The sequence below is a fragment of the Streptomyces sp. NPDC055506 genome, assembly GCF_053643595.1.
In genome coordinates this window covers 1-17,666 of sequence record NZ_JBSHKH010000073.1, presented here as the reverse complement: position 1 = coordinate 17,666, position 17,666 = coordinate 1, and the positions used below count along the sequence as shown (strand labels likewise).

Below are 17,666 nucleotides of genomic sequence, written 5' to 3'. Positions count from 1 at the left end.
CTCGGACGGGTCCGCGTCGAGGACTGACCCGCTACCGTGCCGGCTGCCGCCACCACGCGGCGGAGGCGTCGCGCAGGGTGTTGGTGCCGCAGTGCACCTCGCCCATGCCGAGGTGGTACGTGTACCAGTCGTCGATGTACGACACCTTCATGCCGACCCGCGTGTAGACGGCGTTGACGGCCTCCGTGAAGATGTCCTTGCCGCCGATGACGGGCCCCCACTGGCGCGGGGCGAGGTAGCGGTCGCGGCCCAGGAGCACGCCGTTGACCGCGCCGGGCACGTACGCGCTGGTCTGCACCGCCGGAGCCGCCGCACGCGGGGCCGCCGGGTTCTCGGCGAGCCACTTCTGCTGGCCGCGGTCCCTGAGGCTGTCCACGAGGTCGGGCGCGGCGCCCATGCGCGTCAGCCGCGGCACGGGAACGTCCTGGCCCTCGGCGCTGAAGGCCTCCGACTCACGGGTGTACAGCGCGGGCACCCGCACGATCTCCCCGTCGGTGACGCCCGTCTCGCGCTTGAGGATCTCCAGGTTGGCCGCGATGCGCCGGGCCGCCATCTCGTTGTCGGCCACCAGGTGCCGGGAGGCGAGCGCCTGGTCGATGGTCTCCTTGGGCGCGGGGCTGTCGCTGCGGCCCGGGACGGAGAACATCTTCGTGGCGCCGTGCCCGTCGCGCTTGGCGTCGCGCAGCAGTTTCAGCCCCGCCTGCGGGTCGGCGACGCCGATGCGCCAGCCGCGCGGGGTGTCGGCGGGCAGGAACTGCACGAACTCGTCGACGTGCCCGACGCCCAGCCAGGAGGTGTCGAGCAGCAGCGGGTCCTGCATGCCCTGCGACTTCAGCATCGTCCGCATCACCTTCGACGGGCGTGCCCCGCTGTCCTTGCGCTCGCCCATGATGATGCGCCCGGCCGGGAAGGAGCGCCCGCCCTGCGCGTAGGGCGGGATGGTCTCCAGGTTCCCGAAGGAGTTGAGCGACCAGTCGTCGGGCTCCGCCGGGTCCTTCACCTGCACGACGCCGATGTCCCGGCCGCGGATCTTCTCGAACAGCTCCCGGCCCGCGTCCCGGTCCGGCTGGGCGGAGCGCAGCATCACGCGCATCACCTGCGGCTGCCCGTTCGGCCCGGTCATGTTGACGTAGGCCGGTTCGACGAAGTCCTGGGCCCAGGGGTCGGCGTACTTCGTGAACTTGACCAGCGGCGTGGTGACCCCGGCCTTCTTGACCTCCTTGCCGAGTTCCGCGACGAACTTCTGCTGGAGGCGGCTGTACTCGCCCTCACCCTGGACCTCGGTCACCATGACCTGCTGGGTGTTCTGCAGGTGGTGCTGGGTCAGCAGCGGTGCCACCCGCAGGGTGACGGCGTCGGAGGTGGTCTGCTGCCCGGACGTCACCGTCAGCCGGACCACCGCACGGCCGTCCCACTTCGCCGTGTCCCGGACGACGTCGGTGGCCTCGATGCCGAACTCCACGCCGGCCCGCAGCTCGGCGGCGGTCAGCCGGGTCGCCGGCGTCACCAGGACCCACTGCCCGGCGCGCTTGAGGAAGAGGTGCGCGTGCTTGCCGCCCGTGGTGACCTTCAGGCTGCCCTTGGCGTTCGCGGGCAGACCGGGCAGGGGCACGGAACGGACCCGGGCGAGGTCGGCGGCGTCCGTGGTGCCGTTGACCTTCGTGTCGGTGCCGTCGTTGCACGCGGCCAGCTTGGCGTCGGACAGGGGGCTGCCGCCCGGTCCGGTGACGGGACACCGCTTGGTGTCGTCGTCGATGTTGGGCAGGTAGACCGCTCCGCGCCCGACGGACCAGCCGTCCTCGCCGCTCTTGTCGCTGCCGCCGGTGACATCGACCCGCCCGTCGCGGTTCACGTCGACGCGCAGATCGGCACGGCCGGCCGTCTCGGCGGCGGAGGCGGAGCCGGCCGGCCCGGCCAGCACGGACCCGGCCGCGGCGAGGGCCAGGACCAGTGACCCGGCCGGAAGCAGACGTGGACGTATGTGAGTACGTGAACGCACAGCGCGGACCTCTCAGTTGGGGGTGACGCTCTGCAAGAGGCGGAAGAGGGCCTGTGCGTTGCCTGTGGAGAGGCGGTTACCGCCCGCTGCCGGGGCGGACGGTGTCCTGACGGCCGGAGTGGGCGCTGCGTCCGTCCGACGGTTGTGCGCTCCCGGTATCGGCGGGGTGCGGCGGGGCGGCCGGGACGCTGGCGCAGAGTGGCCGTATGCGGTATATGCGGCGTATGGCCGGTGTGGGACCGTCCATGCTGACGCGCGTGGTGCTGGCGACGACCATCGGCACGGCGCTGGAGTGGTACGGCTTCATCCTGTTCAGCACGATGAGCGCGCTCGTCCTGAACCGGCTGTTCTTCCCGCCCGGCGATCCGGTCGCGGCGACACTGGCGTCCTTCGCCACGTTCGCGGTCGGCTTCGCCGTCCGGCCGCTCGGCGCGCTGGTCATCGGGCACTACGGGGACCGGCTGGGCCGCCGCCGGATGCTGGTGATCACGCTGGTCACCGTCGGCCTGGCCAGCGCCCTGATGGGCGCGCTGCCGACGTACGCGACCGCCGGGGCGTGGGCTCCCGCGCTGCTGGTCGTGCTGCGGATGATCCAGGGGTTCGGCGCGGGCGCCGAGTACGCGGGCGCCTCCCTGACCCTGGCCGAGTTCGCCACGCCGGAGCGTCGCGGGCGGTACGCCGCCATCCCCCCGGCGGGTGCGGCGGCCGGCGCGCTGCTCTCGGCCGGGGCGGTCGCCGCCGTGGCGGCCCTGCCCCAGGACGACTTCCTCGACTGGGGCTGGCGCATCCCCTTCCTGGTCACCCTCCTCGTCACGGCGACCGGCTTCTACATCCGGGTGAGCGTGGCCGAGAGCCCGATGTTCGAGGAGGCCAAGCGGGAGCGGGGAGTCGCCCGGGCACCCGCCGTGGAGCTGGCCCGAGGGGCTCCGCGCACCCTCGTCCTCGGGGTGATCAGCAGTATCGGGCCGAACGTCGCCGCGTACATCCCGGTGGTGTTCGCGCTCGCCTACCTCACCGAGCAGCTCGGCGTCTCCCGTACGGTCACCCTCGTCGGCGCGCTGATCTACTTCGCGTGCAGCACGGTGGCGACGCCGGTAGCCGGGGCGCTGGGCGACCTGGTCGGCCGCCGGACGGTGCTCGGCTGGGCCATGGTCGGCGCGGCGGCGTTCGCGTTCCCCTTCTTCTGGCTGCTGGACACCGGGGCGGCCGGATACGTGTGGTTCGCGTTCGGCTTGAGCGGGCTGCTGCTGGGGGCCCAGCTCGGCGCCCAGGCGGGCTTCCTGGCGGACCTGTTCACGACCAGGACCCGGTTCAGCGGAGTCGCCCTCAGCCGTGAGGTCGCGGCGGCGCTGGCGGGCGGCACCGCACCCCTCATCGCGGCGGCCCTGCTGGAGGCGGCCGGGGGAGAACCCTGGCCGGTGGTCCTGTACATGAGCGTGCTGCTGCTGATCAGCGCGCTGGCGGTGGCCCTGATCCACGGCCTCGGACGGCACGAGCAGCGGGGGGAGACCGGGGGACGGCCCTGAGAAGTCCGCTCGTGATTCAGCCTCAGGGCGGGAGCATCCCCACGGCGGTGGAGGCCGCGAGGCGGTGCCAGTTCGTGTCGCCCCGCAGCATCGCGTGGTCACCGCCCGGCACGAGGCGCACATCCGCCCGGGCCCCGGCCGCGCGGGCCCGGTCCACGAACGCCACCGACGCGCTCGGGTCGGTCACGCGGTCCCGGTCCCCGTGGATCACGACGACGTCCTTGTCCCGCAACTGGCTCACCGGCTCGCCGTCCGGGCACCAGGGCGCCAGCGCCAGCACCGCCCGGACCTGCGGCGCGCCCGCGGCGCGCAGGGCGGCGCGACCTCCCATGGAGTGACCCACGAGAACCACCGGGATGTCACCGGCGAGGCGGGCGAGCTCGTCGAGCGCCCGCCGGACGTCCCGCAGGGCGTCACCCTCGGAGCCCTCGGAACCCTCGGAACCCTCGGAACCGTCGGTGCCGTTCCAGCCGCGCACGCGGTAGCGCACCTCGCCCAGGAAGACCCCGTCGTCCGGCAGCGCCGCGGCGACGGCCCGCACGAAGGGCCTCATCCGCAGGGCCGCCAGATGCCAGGGCCGCGACGGGGCCCGGCCCTCGGACCGGCCGCCGTGCAGGAACAGCACGGCCGCACGCGGCGCACCGGGGACGCGGCGCGGCACCAGCGCGGCCGGCACACCGGGCACCCCGGCCCCGGGGGTGCCCTCCCGCTCGTTGACCGTCATCCGCGCTCCTCATGTGTCCCCTCGCGGGGTGCCGTTCACTTGGGTGGCAGCGGGAAGAAGCCGCTGGTCCGGGCAGCGTACGCGGCATACCCCGGGCGCTCGGCCATATGCCGCTCCAGCAGCCGCTTTCCGCTGCCCTTGGTCAGCAGCAGGCTCATCACCACCGGCGACACCACGACGGCCGCCGCCGCGGCGGGCGCGTCGCAGACGGTCAGGAACAGGCCCCACCAGACACAGAAGTCCCCGAAGTAGTTGGGATGACGGGTGTAGCGCCACAGCCCCCGGTCCATGATCCGGCCCTTGTTCCCCGGATCCGCCTTGAACCGGGCCAGCTGGGCGTCCCCGACCGCCTCGAAGAACACGCCGACCGCCCACAGACAGGCGCCCGCCACGGCCCACCCCGTCATCGGCCCGGTGATGTACTGCGCGGCCTGGACCGGCAGCGACACCAGCCACACCAGCGCGCCCTGCAGCAGATACACGATCCGCAGCGCGTAGAGGTTCCGGCTGCCGGGCGCCTTGGCCAGCATCTCCTCGTAGCGCGGGTCCTCGCCGTGTCCGCGCCCGCGCCGGGCGATGTGCAGGGCCAGGCGCAGCCCCCAGACCACCGTCAGCACCGTGACCAGGATCCGCCGCCCCGGGTCACCGTTGCCCGCCGACGCCACGAAGGCCGTCACGGCCACGGCGGTGAACCCGAGACCCCAGGCCACGTCGACGATCCGGTGCACACCCTTGCGCACCGCGACCGCGAAGGTCACCAGCATCACCGCGAGAGCGGCCCCGGCGGACCACGCGAGGCCGACCGCGAACGCGGCCCAGGCGAACCCGTTCACGGCCGGGCCGGCCCAGCTGTGGGAGTCATCGGTGCGTGGCCTCCTTGGTGAGCAGGTACTGCTGCACGTCCAGGTAGCCGGAGCGGAATCCGGCCTCGGAGTAGGCGAGGTAGAACGTCCACAGCCGGCGGAACGTCTCGTCGAAGCCGAGCGCGGCGACCTCGTCCGCGCGCCCGGCGAAGCGTTCGCGCCACAGGCGCAGGGTCTCGGCGTAGTGGGCGCCGTAGGCGTCCCGGCGGGTGACGCTCAGCCGGGTGTGGTCGCGGACGGTCGCGGCGACGGCCTCGACGGAGGGGATCAGACCGCCGGGAAAGACGTACTTGGAGATCCAGGTGAAGGTGTCCCGGGCGGCCAGCATCCGCTCGTGGGGCATGGTGATGGCCTGGAGGGCGGCGCGTCCGCCCGGGGCCAGCCGTTCGTCGAGGACGCGGAAGTAGACGGGCCAGAACTCCGCGCCCACCGCCTCGACCATCTCCACGCTCAGGACGGCGTCGTAGGTGCCGTGTGCCTCGCGGTAGTCGCACAGCTCCACCGAGACCCGCTCGGCGAGACCGGCCGCCGCCACGCGCTCACGGGCGAGGACGGCCTGTTCGCGGGAGAGGGTGAGCGAGGTGACGTGCGCTCCGCGCGCGGCGGCGCGGACCGCCAGCTCGCCCCACCCGGTGCCGATCTCCAGCACCCGGGTGCCCTCCCGCACGCCGGCCAGATCCAGCAGCCGGTCGATCTTGCGGTGCTGGGCGGCGGCGAGCAGGTCCCAGTCGGCCGGGAAGCCGCGGAAGAGGGCCGAGGAGTAGCTGAGGGTGTCGTCGAGGAACAGCGCGAACAGGTCGTTGGACAGGTCGTAGTGGCTGCTGATGTTGGTGCGGGAGCCGCCCGGGGTGTTGCGCTGGACGTCCGGCCGGCGCGGCGCCCACAGTCCGCGCAGCCGCTGCAGCGGTGCGGGAATCAGCTCGCCCATGCGCGCCGCGAGCACGGTGAGGGCGGCGACCAGGTCGGGCGCGTCCCACTCGCCGGCCATGTACGACTCGCCGAAGCCGACCAGGCCCTGGCTGCCCACGCGGGCGTGGAACGCCTCCGGGTCGTGGAGGTCCAGTACGGGGCCGCCCCTCCCGAGCGAGGTGCCGTCGGGGAAGCGGACGTGCAGCGGCAGGTCCCGCAGGGCATGTCGTACGACGGCTGCCGTGATCGCGGTCCGGGCCCGGGAGGCCTTCGGCGGCCGGGCGACATCGGGCCAGCGGGCCGCGTCCACGGCCACGGCATCGGCCTCGGGAGGCACGGCCGTGGTCCGCCCCGTGTCGCCGGGTCGGAGCTCGGCTGTCGTCATGCGGAGTTCTCCCTGCTGTTCGGGGTCCGGTGTTCGGGTCGGGGCCGGACGGGCAGCCCGCGCAGATACAGACGGATGCCGTGCAGCCGGATGGCCGCGGACACGGCGAGCGTGGACCAGGGCCGGCGCAGGGCCAGCCGCAGCAGCGTTCCCCTACGGGCTTCGTGACGCGCCCCGCGCACGGTCGCCGTGAACGGCCTGCCGCCCTCTCGTTCCAGGTGCACGGTGAGGTCGAGCCGGTCCCCGGGAGCGGGCAGGCGCATGCGGTAGCGGCCGTCGACGGGGAAGAAGGGAGAGACGTAGAACTCCTTGCCGACCACCGCGGTCCCAGAGGCATCGGGGCGCAGCAGATAGCAGTGGCGTTCGCCGTAGGTGTTGTGGACCTCGGCGACCACACAGCGCACGGTGTCGTCGGGGCCGTGGCACCAGTAGACGGTGAGTGGGTTGAAGACGTGTCCGAAGACCCGTGCGTGGGTGAGCATCACGACCCGTCCGCCGTCCAGCCGCACCCCGTGGCCGGTCAGGAAGGCGTCCAGTCCCGCACGGATGGAGGGGTGGTGGCCGGAGAAGTGGTCGCGCGGGTCGAAGCGAGCCAACGGGCTCAGGGAGCGGGGGAGTTCGGGGAGCCGGTCGGGGTCGATGAGCCACATGTAGGTGCGGTGGCGCAGCGCGTACCGCAGGGGCGCGGTGCGCACGTGGGCGATCGCGCAGCAGTAGAGGGCGGGCGCGGGCGTGGATATGGGCGTCGTCACCATCGCACCCCCAGCGCCGCGGCGGCCGCCACCCCGGACCGGCAGCCGTCCTCATGAAAGCCCCAGCCGTGATAGGCGCCCGCGAACGCCGTGACGGGGCCGCCCAGGTCGGGCAGCCGCTGCTGGGCGGCCACCGACTCCGGGGTGTAGACGGGGTGTTCGTAGACCATGCGGGCGCGGACCCGGGACGGGTCGACACGGTTCTCGCCGCCGAGGGTGACCACGAACGTCTCGGTGGCGTCGAGCCGCTGGAGCCGGTTCATGTCGTAGCTGACCCGCACCCGGTCGGCGCCCGCCCCGCACGACGGCATCAGGTAGTTCCACGAGGCCCGCGCCCCGCGCGCACGCGGCAGCAGCCGGGTGTCGGTGTGCAGGAGCGTGGTGTTGCGGGAGTACCGGAACGCGCCGAGCACCTCCTTCTCCTCCGGCGTGGCATCGGACAGCAGCCGCAGGGCCTGGTCGGGGTGCGTCGCGAGGACCACCGAGTCGTACGACCGTGTGGTGCCGTCGGCCGTGGTGAGGCCGACGCCGTCGGGATGCCGCCGCAGGGCCCGGACCGGAGCCGCGAGGCGCACCTCGTCCAGCCGGGCCGCCACCCGCTCCACGTACGAGCGGGAGCCGCCGGTGACCGTGCGCCACGTCGGTGAGCCGCTCACCGAGAGCAGCCCGTGGTGCTCCAGGAAACGGAACAGATAGACGGCCGGGTAGCGCTGGGCGATGCCTGCGTCGCAGGACCACACCGCCGACACGAGCGGAATCATGAAGTGGGTGCGGAAGTAGGGTGAGAAGCCCTCGCGGTCCAGGAACTCCCCGAGGGTGAGGGCCTGCTCCTCCCCTCGGGCGAGCTGCCGCCGCGCGGCCCGGTGAAAGGCGGGCACTTCGGTGAGCATCCGCAGATAGGCGCCCCGCAGAACGTCGCGGGGCCGGGCGAACAGCCCGGCGGGGCCACGGGCGCCGGCGTACTCCAGGCCGCAGCCCTCGCACCGTACCGACATGCTCATCTCCGACTCCTGGGTGGAGACGCCGAGTTCGCCGAAGAGGCGCAGGAGGTTCGGATAGGTGCGGCGGTTGTGCACGATGAAGCCGGAGTCGACGCGGTACGTCGTGCCCCCGGGCGAGGTCAGCTCGTGGGTGTGGGCGTGCCCGCCGAGCCGGTCGTCGGCCTCGAACAGCGTGACGTGGTGCGCGCGGGCGAGCACGTACGCGGCGGTCAGGCCCGCCACCCCGCTGCCGATCACGGCCGTGCGCCGCCGCTCCCGCGCGGCGCTCCCCGGCACCTGTGACATCGCCCCTCCTCCTGGTCGCACCTGGACACGGACACGGACACGGTCACGGACGTGGGGTCCATGGGGCCGCTACCAGGTACTTCCGGGCGGGGGCGCCGTACGGATGCCGCAGCGGCCGTGGAATCCGCGCAGGAACCGGCTGCGGAGGGGTCGGGAACGTGCGCTGCGGCTCGGAACGGCAGGGCGTCGGTACGGCGGAGGCTTCCGCACGCACGTCCGGGGGTAGGGGTCCAGCCGGACGCCGCCCCACCGACGTCCTGCCCACCCTCACCGCATGCGCCCCCCACGGAGACGGCCCTGCCCCCCTACAGTGTCCGTACTCACGTCCGTCTCGGCACGCCCTCGCACCGCAGGTCCCATGTCAGCTGAACCACGCTCCACGGCAGCCCCTCGCCCGCCCGCCGGCACCGCACCCCGGCGGGGCGACCGGCACGTCCGGCCCTGGGCCGCCGCCCTGCGCCGCACCCCGGTGTCGATGTGGCACGACGACGTGTCGGACTTCGCCGCCGCCCTCACCTACTACGCCATCCTGGCCGTGCTGCCCGCCCTGCTCGTCACGGCCATCGCGTTCGGCCTGATCAGCCCGGGCACGGCCGAGGCCTTCATCGCGCACGTCACCGCCTACGCGCCCGGCCAGTCGGGTGCCCCGCTGCACGACGTGCTGTCCCGCACGCTGCACGACGGTTCGGCCGTCTGGACCCTGCTGCTCGGTGGCATCGTGAGCGCGGTGTGGTCCGCCTCCAGCTACCTCGCCGTCTTCCGCCGGGCCCTGCACCGTATGCACCGGGTGGCCGACAGCCGCTCGCCCTGGCGCAAGGCGCACCGCATCCTGCTCACCGCGCTGGCCCTGCTCGGTCTGCTCGTCGTGGGTTCCCTCGTTCTGCTGTTGAGCGGCCCCGCCGCCGAGAACATCGGCCGCTACCTCGGCCTCGGCGCGATGGCCGCGTGGACCTGGAGCCTGCTGCGCTGGCCCCTCCTGCTGTGCGTGGTGGCCCTGCTGGTCGTCATCGTCTTCCACACCGGCCCCCGGGAGGCCCGCACTCGTGGCCACAGCCTCCCCGGCGGAGCCCTCGCAGCCGCCCTGTGGCTCACCGTCTCCGCGGGCTTCGCCCTCTACGCCTCCGCGCTGAGCACCTACAGCAGGCTCTACGGCTCCCTCGCCGGCGTCGTGGTCTTCCTCGTCTGGCTGTGGCTGTCCAACCTGGCCCTGCTGGCCGGCGCCCAGTTCACCGCCGAACTGAGCGAGCCGGAGTCCTCACCTCGCCACATCTGATGCTGTGTCACAGCCCCGTGACAGCGAGGTCCGGGACGTGAGACGACGTGAACCGGATCCCGCAAGGGGCCGTCTTGATGATCGTAAACGCGCGGTACCGATCACTTGATGCCTCGCATTTGTCGTTCCTTGGAGGAAACCCGAATGAACCGTCGTCTGCGCACCGCCCTCGCCGTGACCGCCGTGATCGGCTCGGGCCTGCTGATGACCGCGTGCGGCGGCGGTGACGGTTCGTCGGCCTCGGATTCCCCGGCGGCATCCTCCAGCCAGGCGAGCCCGACGGCGTCCGGCGGCGGCGACAGCAGCGGTTCGGGCACGTCGAAGTCCTCCGGCGGCGGTGCCGCGGGCAGCGGCTCGTCGGGCAAGTCCGGTACGGGCGGCGGCGACTCGGCCGACAGCGACTCGGCCGGCGACAAGAGCGGCTACGGGCAGAGCTGCGGCACCAACGACATCTCCTGGAGCGTCAGCTCCGAGTCCCAGGCCGGCGGCTACTTCCTGATCAAGGCCCAGGCCAAGTCCGGCATCACCTGCGTCCTGCCCGCCGAGCTGCCGGTCGTCGCCTTCGGCTCGGACGGCACGGAGGCCGAGCCGGCGGAGCAGTCGGCGGGCCAGCCGATCACCCTGCGCGCCGGGGTCACCGCCTACGCCGGCGTCAACCCGAAGACCACCGACGGCGACGGCGGCAAGGAACTGGACAGCCTCATCGTCTCCGTCGCCAATGACGACCCGAACCCGGAGTCCCTGAAGGTCGATTCCTACGTCGTCGACAAGCCGGTCGTCACCAGCTGGCACACCTCCGCCGCCGACGCGGTCCCCTTCTCGGGCTGACACCGGGGACAACTCGGGGGCGCGAAGAAGAAATGCGCTCCCCTCTCTCACCACCCAATCCCATCCTCACCCCACGCCCCTCTTGCAAGCTCCTCTGCGCCCCTTCATCACCCTTCCGGGACCGTAACCGCCGCCACGACAATGGCCCCTCGTGCCGCCATTGCTCGTAGTGGCGGCTACGTCTGTCCCGAGCCGGGGGGAATGGCATCGGGACGTCACCAGGCAACAGGGGCGGCCAGACGGCTGTCGAGGATATGGCGGCAGCGATGCCGCCGGGGGGCAACACATTCATGTCCGATTACCTGACCACGCCTGCCGGGCGCCCGGTCGCAGCGGGGAGGAGCCGTTCAGGCTCTTTACGCACGGAGGGAAGCCGCCAGGGCGGCAGCCCCGTTCACAGCAGAGGCCGACGTACGCAAGGCGCTCACCGGCGACGTCTGGTCACCCAGGGGGCGGCCCCGCTGATGGAGACCGCCGTGATCCTCCCCGCCCGCAACGAGGAGGACGGCGTTCTGCTCGCGCTGGAATCACTCGCCGCGCAGAGCACACCACCCGACCTGATCGTCATCGTGGTCAACAACTCCTCCGACCGGACCGAGGAGTTCGCCCGCCGGTTCGCCGACCGTCCCGGCGTGCCGCGCACGGTCGTCTTCAACCTTCCGGACAACCCGCACAAGAAGGCCGGCGCCCTCAACCACGGCATCGACTGGCTGCACAGCGCATCCGGCGGACTCGCGGGCACCGCGAAGTACCTGCTGGTCATGGACGCGGACACCAGCCTGCACCCGAAGTTCCTGGAGCGAGCGCGCAACGTCATGGCCTCCGACCGGCGGCTGGGCGGCCTCAGCGCCACCTGCCTCGGCCGCACCGGACTGTGGAAGAACCTCTGGCAGCGCTATCTGCTGGGAATGCAGATCATGGAGTACGGACGCTACGCCCGCGGCCGCTACCGCTTCGGCATCCACAGCATGTCGGGCGCGGGCTCCTTCTACCGCACCGAGGCGTTGCTGAGCCTCCTGCGCTGGCGCGGCGAGGTGTTCTGGGAGGACCACGCCAATCTGGTGGAGGACTACGAGACGACGCTCGCGCTGAAGGAAGTGGGCTGGAAGGTCACGGCCAACCAGCACTGCATCGCCTACACCGACCTCATGCCCACCCTGCGGGAGCTGATCGGCCAGCGGGAACGCTGGGGGCGCGGCACGGTCGACACCCTGCGGCGCCGTGGCTGGACCAAGCACACATGGTTCTCCATCACCAGCATGGTGTTCGGCTTCGTCGGCTTCCTCTACACGCTGGGGTGGCTGGCCGTCTGGACCGGCGTGATCGCCGACTCGGGCTTCGTCCTGGACCCGGTCTGGTTGTGCCTGGTCGCCTTCTGGATCGTGTACGCCGCCTTCCGCACCCGCCATCTCGGCTGGAAGGGCGTCCTGGTCGACGTACTGATGCTGCCCGGGCTGGTGTTCTCCACCGTGCGCGCCTACTGGTTCGCCTCCTCGGTCGTGAAGTCGTACGCCACCCGCGTCTCGGCCTGGAAGTGACCGAAGCGCCGGGCGTCTTCAGCGCCTGACCCTCCTGACTCATCTGCCTGATCCGACGCGGCCGCAAGGCTGCCGAGAGGAAAACGATCGTGAACTACCTCAGCGGTACCGGAACCGGACTCGTCACCGGGGCGGCGTCCCTCGCGGCCACCGGCACCTCCTCCACCGCTCACCTGATCATCGCCGCCAGCCTGGCCCTGGTCCTGGGCGGTCTGACGACCTACGCCGCGGCCCTTCGCCGCCGACGCCGCGACGCCAGCGCGGCCGGCCACTGAGCCCGGAGCCGCTCGCCGTTCGTCACAGCCGGAGGGCCGGACCACTGTGTGGTCCGGCCCTTTTCTCTGGGCGGAGATTCCCGCCCGGTCCGTCCTCAGACGGTCATCTGCCGCTGGGGCGTCGACACGGCCCGCACCGCCGTGCCCGAGACGAGCACCGCTGACAGAGCGGTCAGACCGGTCAGGATGTCCTGGATCTGCGCCGCCGGCGCATAGACGATCACGATGACGATGAGCAGGGCCGCCCAGTTCCTTGGGCGAGCGATGGACACTACAGAGCGAGTTGGAGCCACAGTCATTGCGGTACCTCCTGGTCCTCGTTGCTGCTTGGACTCATAGTGGCGTCTCCGCTGCCCATACAGCCGTTGAGCACCCCGGACAAGGTTTCACGGTCCCTCGGACGGGTGCAGTCCCTCGCCCCGGGCGCCTCACATGACGGCCTTGTACCCCTGCCAGCCCGTCGCGATCTTCGTGCGGCCGCCGAACGACCCCTTGCCGTCACCGCTGTTGCGGTACAGGTTGCCGCCGGTGTCGCGCGAGACGAGGTCCGTCCTGCCGTCGCCGGTGATGTCGCCGACCGCGACGACCGCGTTGTAGGAAGCGCCCCAGTTCGAGAACACCTTGGCGCGGGCCTTGAACGTGCCCTTGCCCGTGCCGTCGTACCGGTAAAGGTTGTTCGACTTGTCCTGGGCGAGCAGGTCGCCGACGCCGTCGCCGTTGAGGTCACCGGCCCCGACGACCTTCTTGTACGACTTCCAGTTGTCGTACAGCTTCACTCGCGCCGACAGCTTGCCCGTGCCGGTGCCCTTGTGCAGATAGACCGTGCCGGTCGAGGCGTTGCGCGTGACCAGGTCCGGGCGGCCGTCACCGCTCACGTCACCGGGCGCGGTCAGCACGTCGTACTGGTTCCAGCCGGAGGCGGCGAGCGTGGTGTACGGCGTCGAGGGCGTCACCGCCGTACCGCACGCCGGGCGGTAGGCGCGCAGGGCGCCGTTGCTCTGCCGGACCAGCACGTCGTTGCAGCGGTCGCCGCTGAGGTCGCCGAACGGCACGAACCTCGCGGTGCTCGGCCAGCCGGCGCCGGAGACCTTGCCGCTCAGCGTGCCCGCGCCGGTGCCGCGCTGGATGGTGAGGGAGCCCGAGGTGTTGAGGGTGAGGACGTCGCCGACGCCGTCCTTGCCCGCGTGGTCGCGCGGTGCCGCCGCTCCGGCCGTCACCGCGAGGCTGCCGGAGAGGCTGAGGGCGGCGCCCTGACCGTCGGCGGGCTGGGCGGTGAGCGTCCAGGTGTAGGTGCCGTTGGCGACCAGGCGGCCCGCGGAGTCCTTGCCGTCCCAGGCGGCCGAGAGCCGGCCGCGGGCTGCGGCGCCGGACAGGGTGCGCACGGTGGCGCCGGACGCCTCGTCGCGGACGGTCACCTTCCAGGAGGCGGCGGGCTTCGACAGCCACCAGGTGCCGGACCAGTTCGCGGCCCCGGCCGTGACCGTGGAGTCGATGGCCGACAGGGCTGACGCCGGAACGCCGGACGGTACGAGGTGGACGCGCTCCTCGCGGTCGGTGTACGCGACCCCGCCGCCGAAGCGGTCCACCGTCCAGTTCAGGCCTGCCCTGAGGCTGTCCTGGCCGATGTCGGTCCAGTCGGCCAGCTTGCGGCTCGGCAGCTTCGTGTGATCGCCGTCGGCCGGCAGCCCGTTGTGCAGATCGAAGAGCTTCAGCCCGCTGCCCGACTGGGTGCCGCCGACCCGCTCGACGAGGTAGCCGTCGCCGAGGAGGACCCGGCCCGCCGGGGCGGTGGCGGTGCGCTTGGCCGTACGGTCGTAGACGCCCGAGCCCTGTACGTCGCCCCACGGGTCCACACAGGTCCAGTACACCCAGCGGCCCACGGCCTGGAGGTCGGAGGGAGTGCAGCCGTTGCGGGTGGTGAAGGACTCCACGGCGGTGCCGGACGGAAGCCGGGTGGCCGTGACCTTTCCTCCCGTCGCGGCGCCGCTCCACAGCGTGTTGCCCCGGACGGCCGCGGCGACCCGGTCCCGCTTCAGCAGCACCTTGCCGGCCGAACCCTCGGCGAACTCGCCGATGTACTGGGTGCCGGAGGAGGCGCCGTCGATGACCGCGTACCGCCCGGAGAGGTCCTTGAGCTGCGGGGTGGAGTCGCCCGTGTCGAGGGTCGGGCCCCAGTTCGTGGCGCCGTTGGCGCGCAGCATGGTCAGTCCGGACTCGGTGGCGTTGCGGCGGCCGTGGTGGCCTGTGCCGTCGGCGAGCATCGGCAGACAGCGGGTGTTGCCGGCGTCGCAGTCGCCTTCCCGCCCGCCGACCAGCCCGGCCACGGTCTCCTTGGCGACGCCCGGGGTGCCGCTCGTCGTGAGCCAGGTGCTGCGATAGGCGCCGATGATCGTGCCGGGCTCGTACAGCGTGCTGTTGGAGGCCGTGGTGAGGATGCCGCTGCCGAGCGAGAGGCCGTTGACCTGTGCCGGCATCGGCCGCACGGCGGTCACGCGTTCGCGCGTGAGGGTTCCGTCGCCGGCCCGGGCGATCCGGTACACGCCCCAGTCGAGGTCGCCCTGCTCGACGTACCGCGCGGCACCCGCCACGAGGACCGAGCCGTCCGGTGCCTGGACGAGTCCGTGGGCGGCCGGGCTCATGACCTCGGTCAGGGACGTGTCCGTGCCGTCCGCGGCGAGGGCCCACAGCGGCTGGCCCCGGTACTTGTTGTCGCCCGGCGACACCCGTTGGAGGCCGAGCAGCTTGTCGCCGACGACCCCGTACGCGGCGTCGTAGCTCAGGGCGCCCGTGTCGAAGGCACGGGGCTCGGCGGACAGGTCGTCCCGGTCGTACAGGTCGGCTTTGGCGCGCCCGCTGCGCAGCCGCAGCACCGAGTCGGCGCCCAGCCGGAAGCCGGTCACCTCCCAGTCGTTCTCCGGACCGACCCGGTCGGGCAGCGCGCCGAGCGTGCCGGTGGCGAGGTCGACGATGCCCCAGCGGCCCCAGCTCCCCTCGCTGTCACCGGTTCTGTAGCGCAGGATGACGGACCGCGCGTCGCCGTCCTCGACCACCACGTCGGACGCGTCGTCCGGCAGCCCGGTCACAGGAGTCGGTACGGCCTTGCCCCCGTCCTGGACGCGCCACAGCTGGTAGGCGTTCGGGTTTCCGCTGACGCCGCTGGTGCTGGTGAGGACGGTGCCGCCGAAGGTGCCCCGGTAGGTGTGGCCCTCCGGCACCGGCACCACGGCGGTGCCGCCCGAGGTGCCCGCGCCCTGGAGGAGGGTGACCTGCCGGTCCTCCTCCGAGTAGAGGGCGACCGTGTCGGAACCGTCCCCGTAGTGGCCGGGTTCGAAGGACGCGGCCTCACGGAAGAAGCCGCTGTCGATGTCGTACTGCACCGGGACGTCCAGCCGCTGCTCAAGCGCGGTCGTGGTGCCGGTGGCGTACTCCGTCCACAGGAGCCGGTCGTCGCCCTCCTGGGCCCAGAGGAAGCCGCTGGTCCCGGCGTTGAGGATCTGCGTGGCCCTCGGGACGGCACGTGGAGCGGCGGGCAGCACGAACTCGCCGGCGTCGGCCGGCTGCGGTGCGGCTGCCGCCGAATACGGCGCGGCGGCCAGCGGGATGCTGAGAGTCAGGGCCGTCGCCAAGGCGGCCGCGGTACGTGCCGCCGGCCGGCCGTGGCGTGCTGAGCGTGAACCAAGAACCGGTCTGTGACTGTGCCGGCCGGGTCGGGCCACCGTTCCTCCTGGAAGGCAAGAAGAAGGCATGGCGGGACCTACGGCAACGCTCTGGCATTCCCCCGGCCCCCCGGCCGCTCCCCCCACGCGCGTGGCGGGAGCCTAACAGCATGTCCATGACCTGGCGATCACCAAGGAGGCGGCCAAGCGGCGGGGCATAAGCGAGGCCGAGATCATCCGTGAGGGCATCCATCTCGCGGCCATGGCGAACCGTGTCTGGGACGAGCCGCTGTTCTCGCGCACCTTCGAGGGCTCGGGGCGTACACCGTCCAGGACCGAGGTCCGTGACGCGGTCGCCGACGCGGTCCGCCGTGAGACGGACTCCGGAACCGCCACGTGATCATCGTCATCGCGGGCACCTCCGGGCTCCTGGCCGCACTCGACTCGACGCACCCCGAGCACGGGGCGGCGAACGAGGCGATCATGTCGGCCGGTCTTCTGGTCATGTCCCCCCTCCTGCTGGCGGAACTCGACCACGTGGCCACGCGCGAGCTCGGCAGGCAGGCCGCCGTCAGCGCTGTCGACGATCTCCGACGCTGGATGAGCCGGGGCCGCGTCGTCCTCCCCGAGATCACGGAGGATCACCTGGGCGCCGCCCAATGGGTTCGAGTCCGCTACGGAGCGCTCGACCTGGATCTCGCCGACGCGGTGAACGTGGCTCTCGCCGCCGACTACGACACCGACGCGATCCTCACCCTCGACCGCCCTGACTTCCGGGCCGTACGGCCCTTGGGCCGGCACAAGACGTTCCGCGTCCTCCCCGGCGACCTCCCGCTCTGATACGGGATCCGTCACGGCCGAGCGTCGCCCGCTCCACGAACGCCCCACCGCCGGAGAAGCCCCGTGGTAGCGTCCGTATACAAGGTGTATGCGAGAGCTGGGGGCTGCCGTGACGTCCGGTCGGGAGAAGGCGTACGCATATCTCAAGGACACGGTCCTGACGGATCCCGGGATGCAGGGCGCCTTTCTGTCGGAGCAGGAGCTCGCGGACCGTATCGGCGTCTCCCGCACGCCCATCAGGGAAGCGCTGCTGCAACTCGCCGCCGAGGACCTGGTCGAGCTGGTGCCCAAGCGGGGCGCCCGGGTGTCGCCGCTGACGGGGCGGGAGATCCGCGAGCTCATGGAGCTGCGGGGCATCGTCGAGCGGTACGCCGCCCAGCAGCTCGTCTCCGGTGGGGGAGCACCGGTCGCCGAGCTGCGGTCCCTGCTGGAACGGCAGCGCGAACTCACCGGTGCCGACCAGGCCCGGGAGTTCATCGCCGTGGACCACCGCTTCCACGCGGCCCTGGTGTCCGCCGTCGGCAACGCCCTCCTCGACCGGCACTACGAGGGCCTGCGCAGCCGCCAGGTCCGGGCCGGAGTGGTCGCACTCTTCAACCAGCAGGGCCGTCAGGAGGCGGTGCTGGAGGAGCACGAGGCCATCCTGGAGGCCCTGGAAGCCGGTGACGCGCAGGCCGCGTGGGCCGCCATCGACCACCATCTGGAGTCGACGCTCAAGGTGCTGCTCGCGGGCTAGGGCCTGTCGTTTGGATCAGGCCGCAGGAAAGAGACGGTGCTGTTCGGCGCCGGTGAGCGGGGCTTGGCGCGTGCAG

General features: G+C 72.2%; 16 protein-coding genes. 8 read left to right on the top strand and 8 right to left on the bottom strand.

Going from position 1 to position 17,666, the window contains the following annotated elements:
• Window positions 1–31: 31 nt before the first annotated feature.
• Window positions 32–1,999, bottom strand: coding sequence for a protein-arginine deiminase domain-containing protein (locus ACWIF2_RS25395; RefSeq protein WP_454362940.1), 1,968 nt, complete (start codon window positions 1,997–1,999; stop codon window positions 32–34).
• Window positions 2,000–2,244: 245 nt separating this feature from the next.
• Here ACWIF2_RS25395 and ACWIF2_RS25390 point away from each other — a divergent pair, with 245 nt between their 5' ends.
• A complete protein-coding gene (locus ACWIF2_RS25390) occupies window positions 2,245–3,525 on the top strand; it encodes an MFS transporter (RefSeq protein ID WP_454362939.1) in 1,281 nt (426 codons plus the stop codon).
• Between the two features lie 22 nt (window positions 3,526–3,547).
• On the opposite strand, the gene ACWIF2_RS25385 is transcribed toward ACWIF2_RS25390, so the two are convergent.
• Genes ACWIF2_RS25385 through ACWIF2_RS25365 form a run of 5 tightly spaced genes read right to left on the bottom strand, consistent with a single transcriptional unit; the run spans window position 3,548 to window position 8,444 of the window.
• The gene (locus ACWIF2_RS25385) at window positions 3,548–4,249 is read right to left on the bottom strand and encodes an alpha/beta fold hydrolase (RefSeq protein WP_454362938.1); all 702 of its coding nucleotides are present in this window, start codon (window positions 4,247–4,249) and stop codon (window positions 3,548–3,550) included.
• A gap of 35 nt (window positions 4,250–4,284) precedes the next feature.
• Window positions 4,285–5,082, bottom strand: a complete 798-nt coding sequence (locus tag ACWIF2_RS25380) for a DUF1295 domain-containing protein (protein ID WP_454362937.1) — start codon at window positions 5,080–5,082, stop codon at window positions 4,285–4,287.
• 25 nt (window positions 5,083–5,107) lie between these two features.
• On the bottom strand, window positions 5,108–6,406 hold the full coding sequence (locus ACWIF2_RS25375) for a class I SAM-dependent methyltransferase (protein ID WP_454362936.1): 1,299 nt from the start codon (window positions 6,404–6,406) through the stop codon (window positions 5,108–5,110).
• Window positions 6,403–7,161 carry a DUF1365 domain-containing protein gene (locus tag ACWIF2_RS25370; protein ID WP_454362935.1) on the bottom strand — a complete coding sequence of 253 codons (759 nt, stop codon included), beginning with the start codon at window positions 7,159–7,161 and terminating at the stop codon, window positions 6,403–6,405. Before ACWIF2_RS25370 ends, ACWIF2_RS25375 begins: the two co-directional genes overlap by 4 nt.
• Window positions 7,155–8,444 carry an NAD(P)/FAD-dependent oxidoreductase gene (locus ACWIF2_RS25365; RefSeq protein ID WP_454362934.1) on the bottom strand — a complete coding sequence of 430 codons (1,290 nt, stop codon included), beginning with the start codon at window positions 8,442–8,444 and terminating at the stop codon, window positions 7,155–7,157. The genes ACWIF2_RS25370 and ACWIF2_RS25365 overlap by 7 nt, the downstream gene beginning before the upstream one ends.
• 358 nt (window positions 8,445–8,802) lie before the next feature.
• On the opposite strand from ACWIF2_RS25365, the gene ACWIF2_RS25360 reads away from it, so the two are divergent.
• From ACWIF2_RS25360 to ACWIF2_RS25345, 4 genes are all read left to right on the top strand, one after another.
• Window positions 8,803–9,717, top strand: coding sequence for a YihY/virulence factor BrkB family protein (locus tag ACWIF2_RS25360; RefSeq protein WP_454362933.1), 915 nt, complete (start codon window positions 8,803–8,805; stop codon window positions 9,715–9,717).
• A 144-nt stretch (window positions 9,718–9,861) separates the two neighbouring features.
• Window positions 9,862–10,545 carry a DUF4232 domain-containing protein gene (locus tag ACWIF2_RS25355; protein WP_454362932.1) on the top strand — a complete coding sequence of 228 codons (684 nt, stop codon included), beginning with the start codon at window positions 9,862–9,864 and terminating at the stop codon, window positions 10,543–10,545.
• A 464-nt stretch (window positions 10,546–11,009) separates the two neighbouring features.
• On the top strand, window positions 11,010–12,083 hold the full coding sequence (locus ACWIF2_RS25350; protein WP_454362931.1) for a glycosyltransferase: 1,074 nt from the start codon (window positions 11,010–11,012) through the stop codon (window positions 12,081–12,083).
• Window positions 12,084–12,172: 89 nt separating this feature from the next.
• Window positions 12,173–12,358: a hypothetical protein gene (locus ACWIF2_RS25345; RefSeq protein ID WP_382491569.1), complete on the top strand. Its 186-nt coding sequence runs from the start codon at window positions 12,173–12,175 to the stop codon at window positions 12,356–12,358.
• A gap of 95 nt (window positions 12,359–12,453) precedes the next feature.
• On the opposite strand, the gene ACWIF2_RS25340 is transcribed toward ACWIF2_RS25345, so the two are convergent.
• Both ACWIF2_RS25340 and ACWIF2_RS25335 read right to left on the bottom strand, forming a co-directional pair.
• Entirely contained in the window at window positions 12,454–12,630 is a 177-nt protein-coding gene (locus tag ACWIF2_RS25340) for a hypothetical protein (RefSeq protein WP_454362930.1), read from the bottom strand.
• 156 nt (window positions 12,631–12,786) lie between these two features.
• Window positions 12,787–15,984, bottom strand: a complete 3,198-nt coding sequence (locus ACWIF2_RS25335; RefSeq protein WP_454362929.1) for an FG-GAP-like repeat-containing protein — start codon at window positions 15,982–15,984, stop codon at window positions 12,787–12,789.
• Window positions 15,985–16,195: 211 nt separating this feature from the next.
• On the opposite strand from ACWIF2_RS25335, the gene ACWIF2_RS25330 reads away from it, so the two are divergent.
• From ACWIF2_RS25330 to ACWIF2_RS25320, 3 genes are all read left to right on the top strand, one after another.
• A complete protein-coding gene (locus ACWIF2_RS25330) occupies window positions 16,196–16,414 on the top strand; it encodes a hypothetical protein (RefSeq protein WP_454362958.1) in 219 nt (72 codons plus the stop codon).
• Complete coding sequence (locus tag ACWIF2_RS25325; protein ID WP_454362928.1) at window positions 16,411–16,854, top strand: PIN domain-containing protein; 444 nt, start codon at window positions 16,411–16,413, stop codon at window positions 16,852–16,854. The genes ACWIF2_RS25330 and ACWIF2_RS25325 overlap by 4 nt, the downstream gene beginning before the upstream one ends.
• Before the next feature lie 88 nt (window positions 16,855–16,942).
• Window positions 16,943–17,590 (top strand): GntR family transcriptional regulator, encoded by a 648-nt coding sequence (locus ACWIF2_RS25320; RefSeq protein ID WP_454362927.1) that lies wholly within the window; start codon window positions 16,943–16,945, stop codon window positions 17,588–17,590.
• Window positions 17,591–17,666: the final 76 nt, after the last annotated feature.

What these genes read in the sequence shown, in the direction of transcription:
- ACWIF2_RS25390 (WP_454362939.1), top strand. Translation starts at nt 2,245, where the DNA reads ATGCTGACGCGCGTGGTGCTGGCGACGACCATCGGCACGGCGCTGGAG.
- ACWIF2_RS25385 (WP_454362938.1), bottom strand. Translation starts at nt 4,249, where the DNA reads ATGACGGTCAACGAGCGGGAGGGCACCCCCGGGGCCGGGGTGCCCGGT.
- ACWIF2_RS25375 (WP_454362936.1), bottom strand. Translation starts at nt 6,406, where the DNA reads ATGACGACAGCCGAGCTCCGACCCGGCGACACGGGGCGGACCACGGCC.
- ACWIF2_RS25370 (WP_454362935.1), bottom strand. Translation starts at nt 7,161, where the DNA reads ATGGTGACGACGCCCATATCCACGCCCGCGCCCGCCCTCTACTGCTGC.
- ACWIF2_RS25365 (WP_454362934.1), bottom strand. Translation starts at nt 8,444, where the DNA reads ATGTCACAGGTGCCGGGGAGCGCCGCGCGGGAGCGGCGGCGCACGGCC.
- ACWIF2_RS25360 (WP_454362933.1), top strand. Translation starts at nt 8,803, where the DNA reads ATGTCAGCTGAACCACGCTCCACGGCAGCCCCTCGCCCGCCCGCCGGC.
- ACWIF2_RS25355 (WP_454362932.1), top strand. Translation starts at nt 9,862, where the DNA reads ATGAACCGTCGTCTGCGCACCGCCCTCGCCGTGACCGCCGTGATCGGC.
- ACWIF2_RS25350 (WP_454362931.1), top strand. Translation starts at nt 11,010, where the DNA reads ATGGAGACCGCCGTGATCCTCCCCGCCCGCAACGAGGAGGACGGCGTT.
- ACWIF2_RS25320 (WP_454362927.1), top strand. Translation starts at nt 16,943, where the DNA reads ATGCGAGAGCTGGGGGCTGCCGTGACGTCCGGTCGGGAGAAGGCGTAC.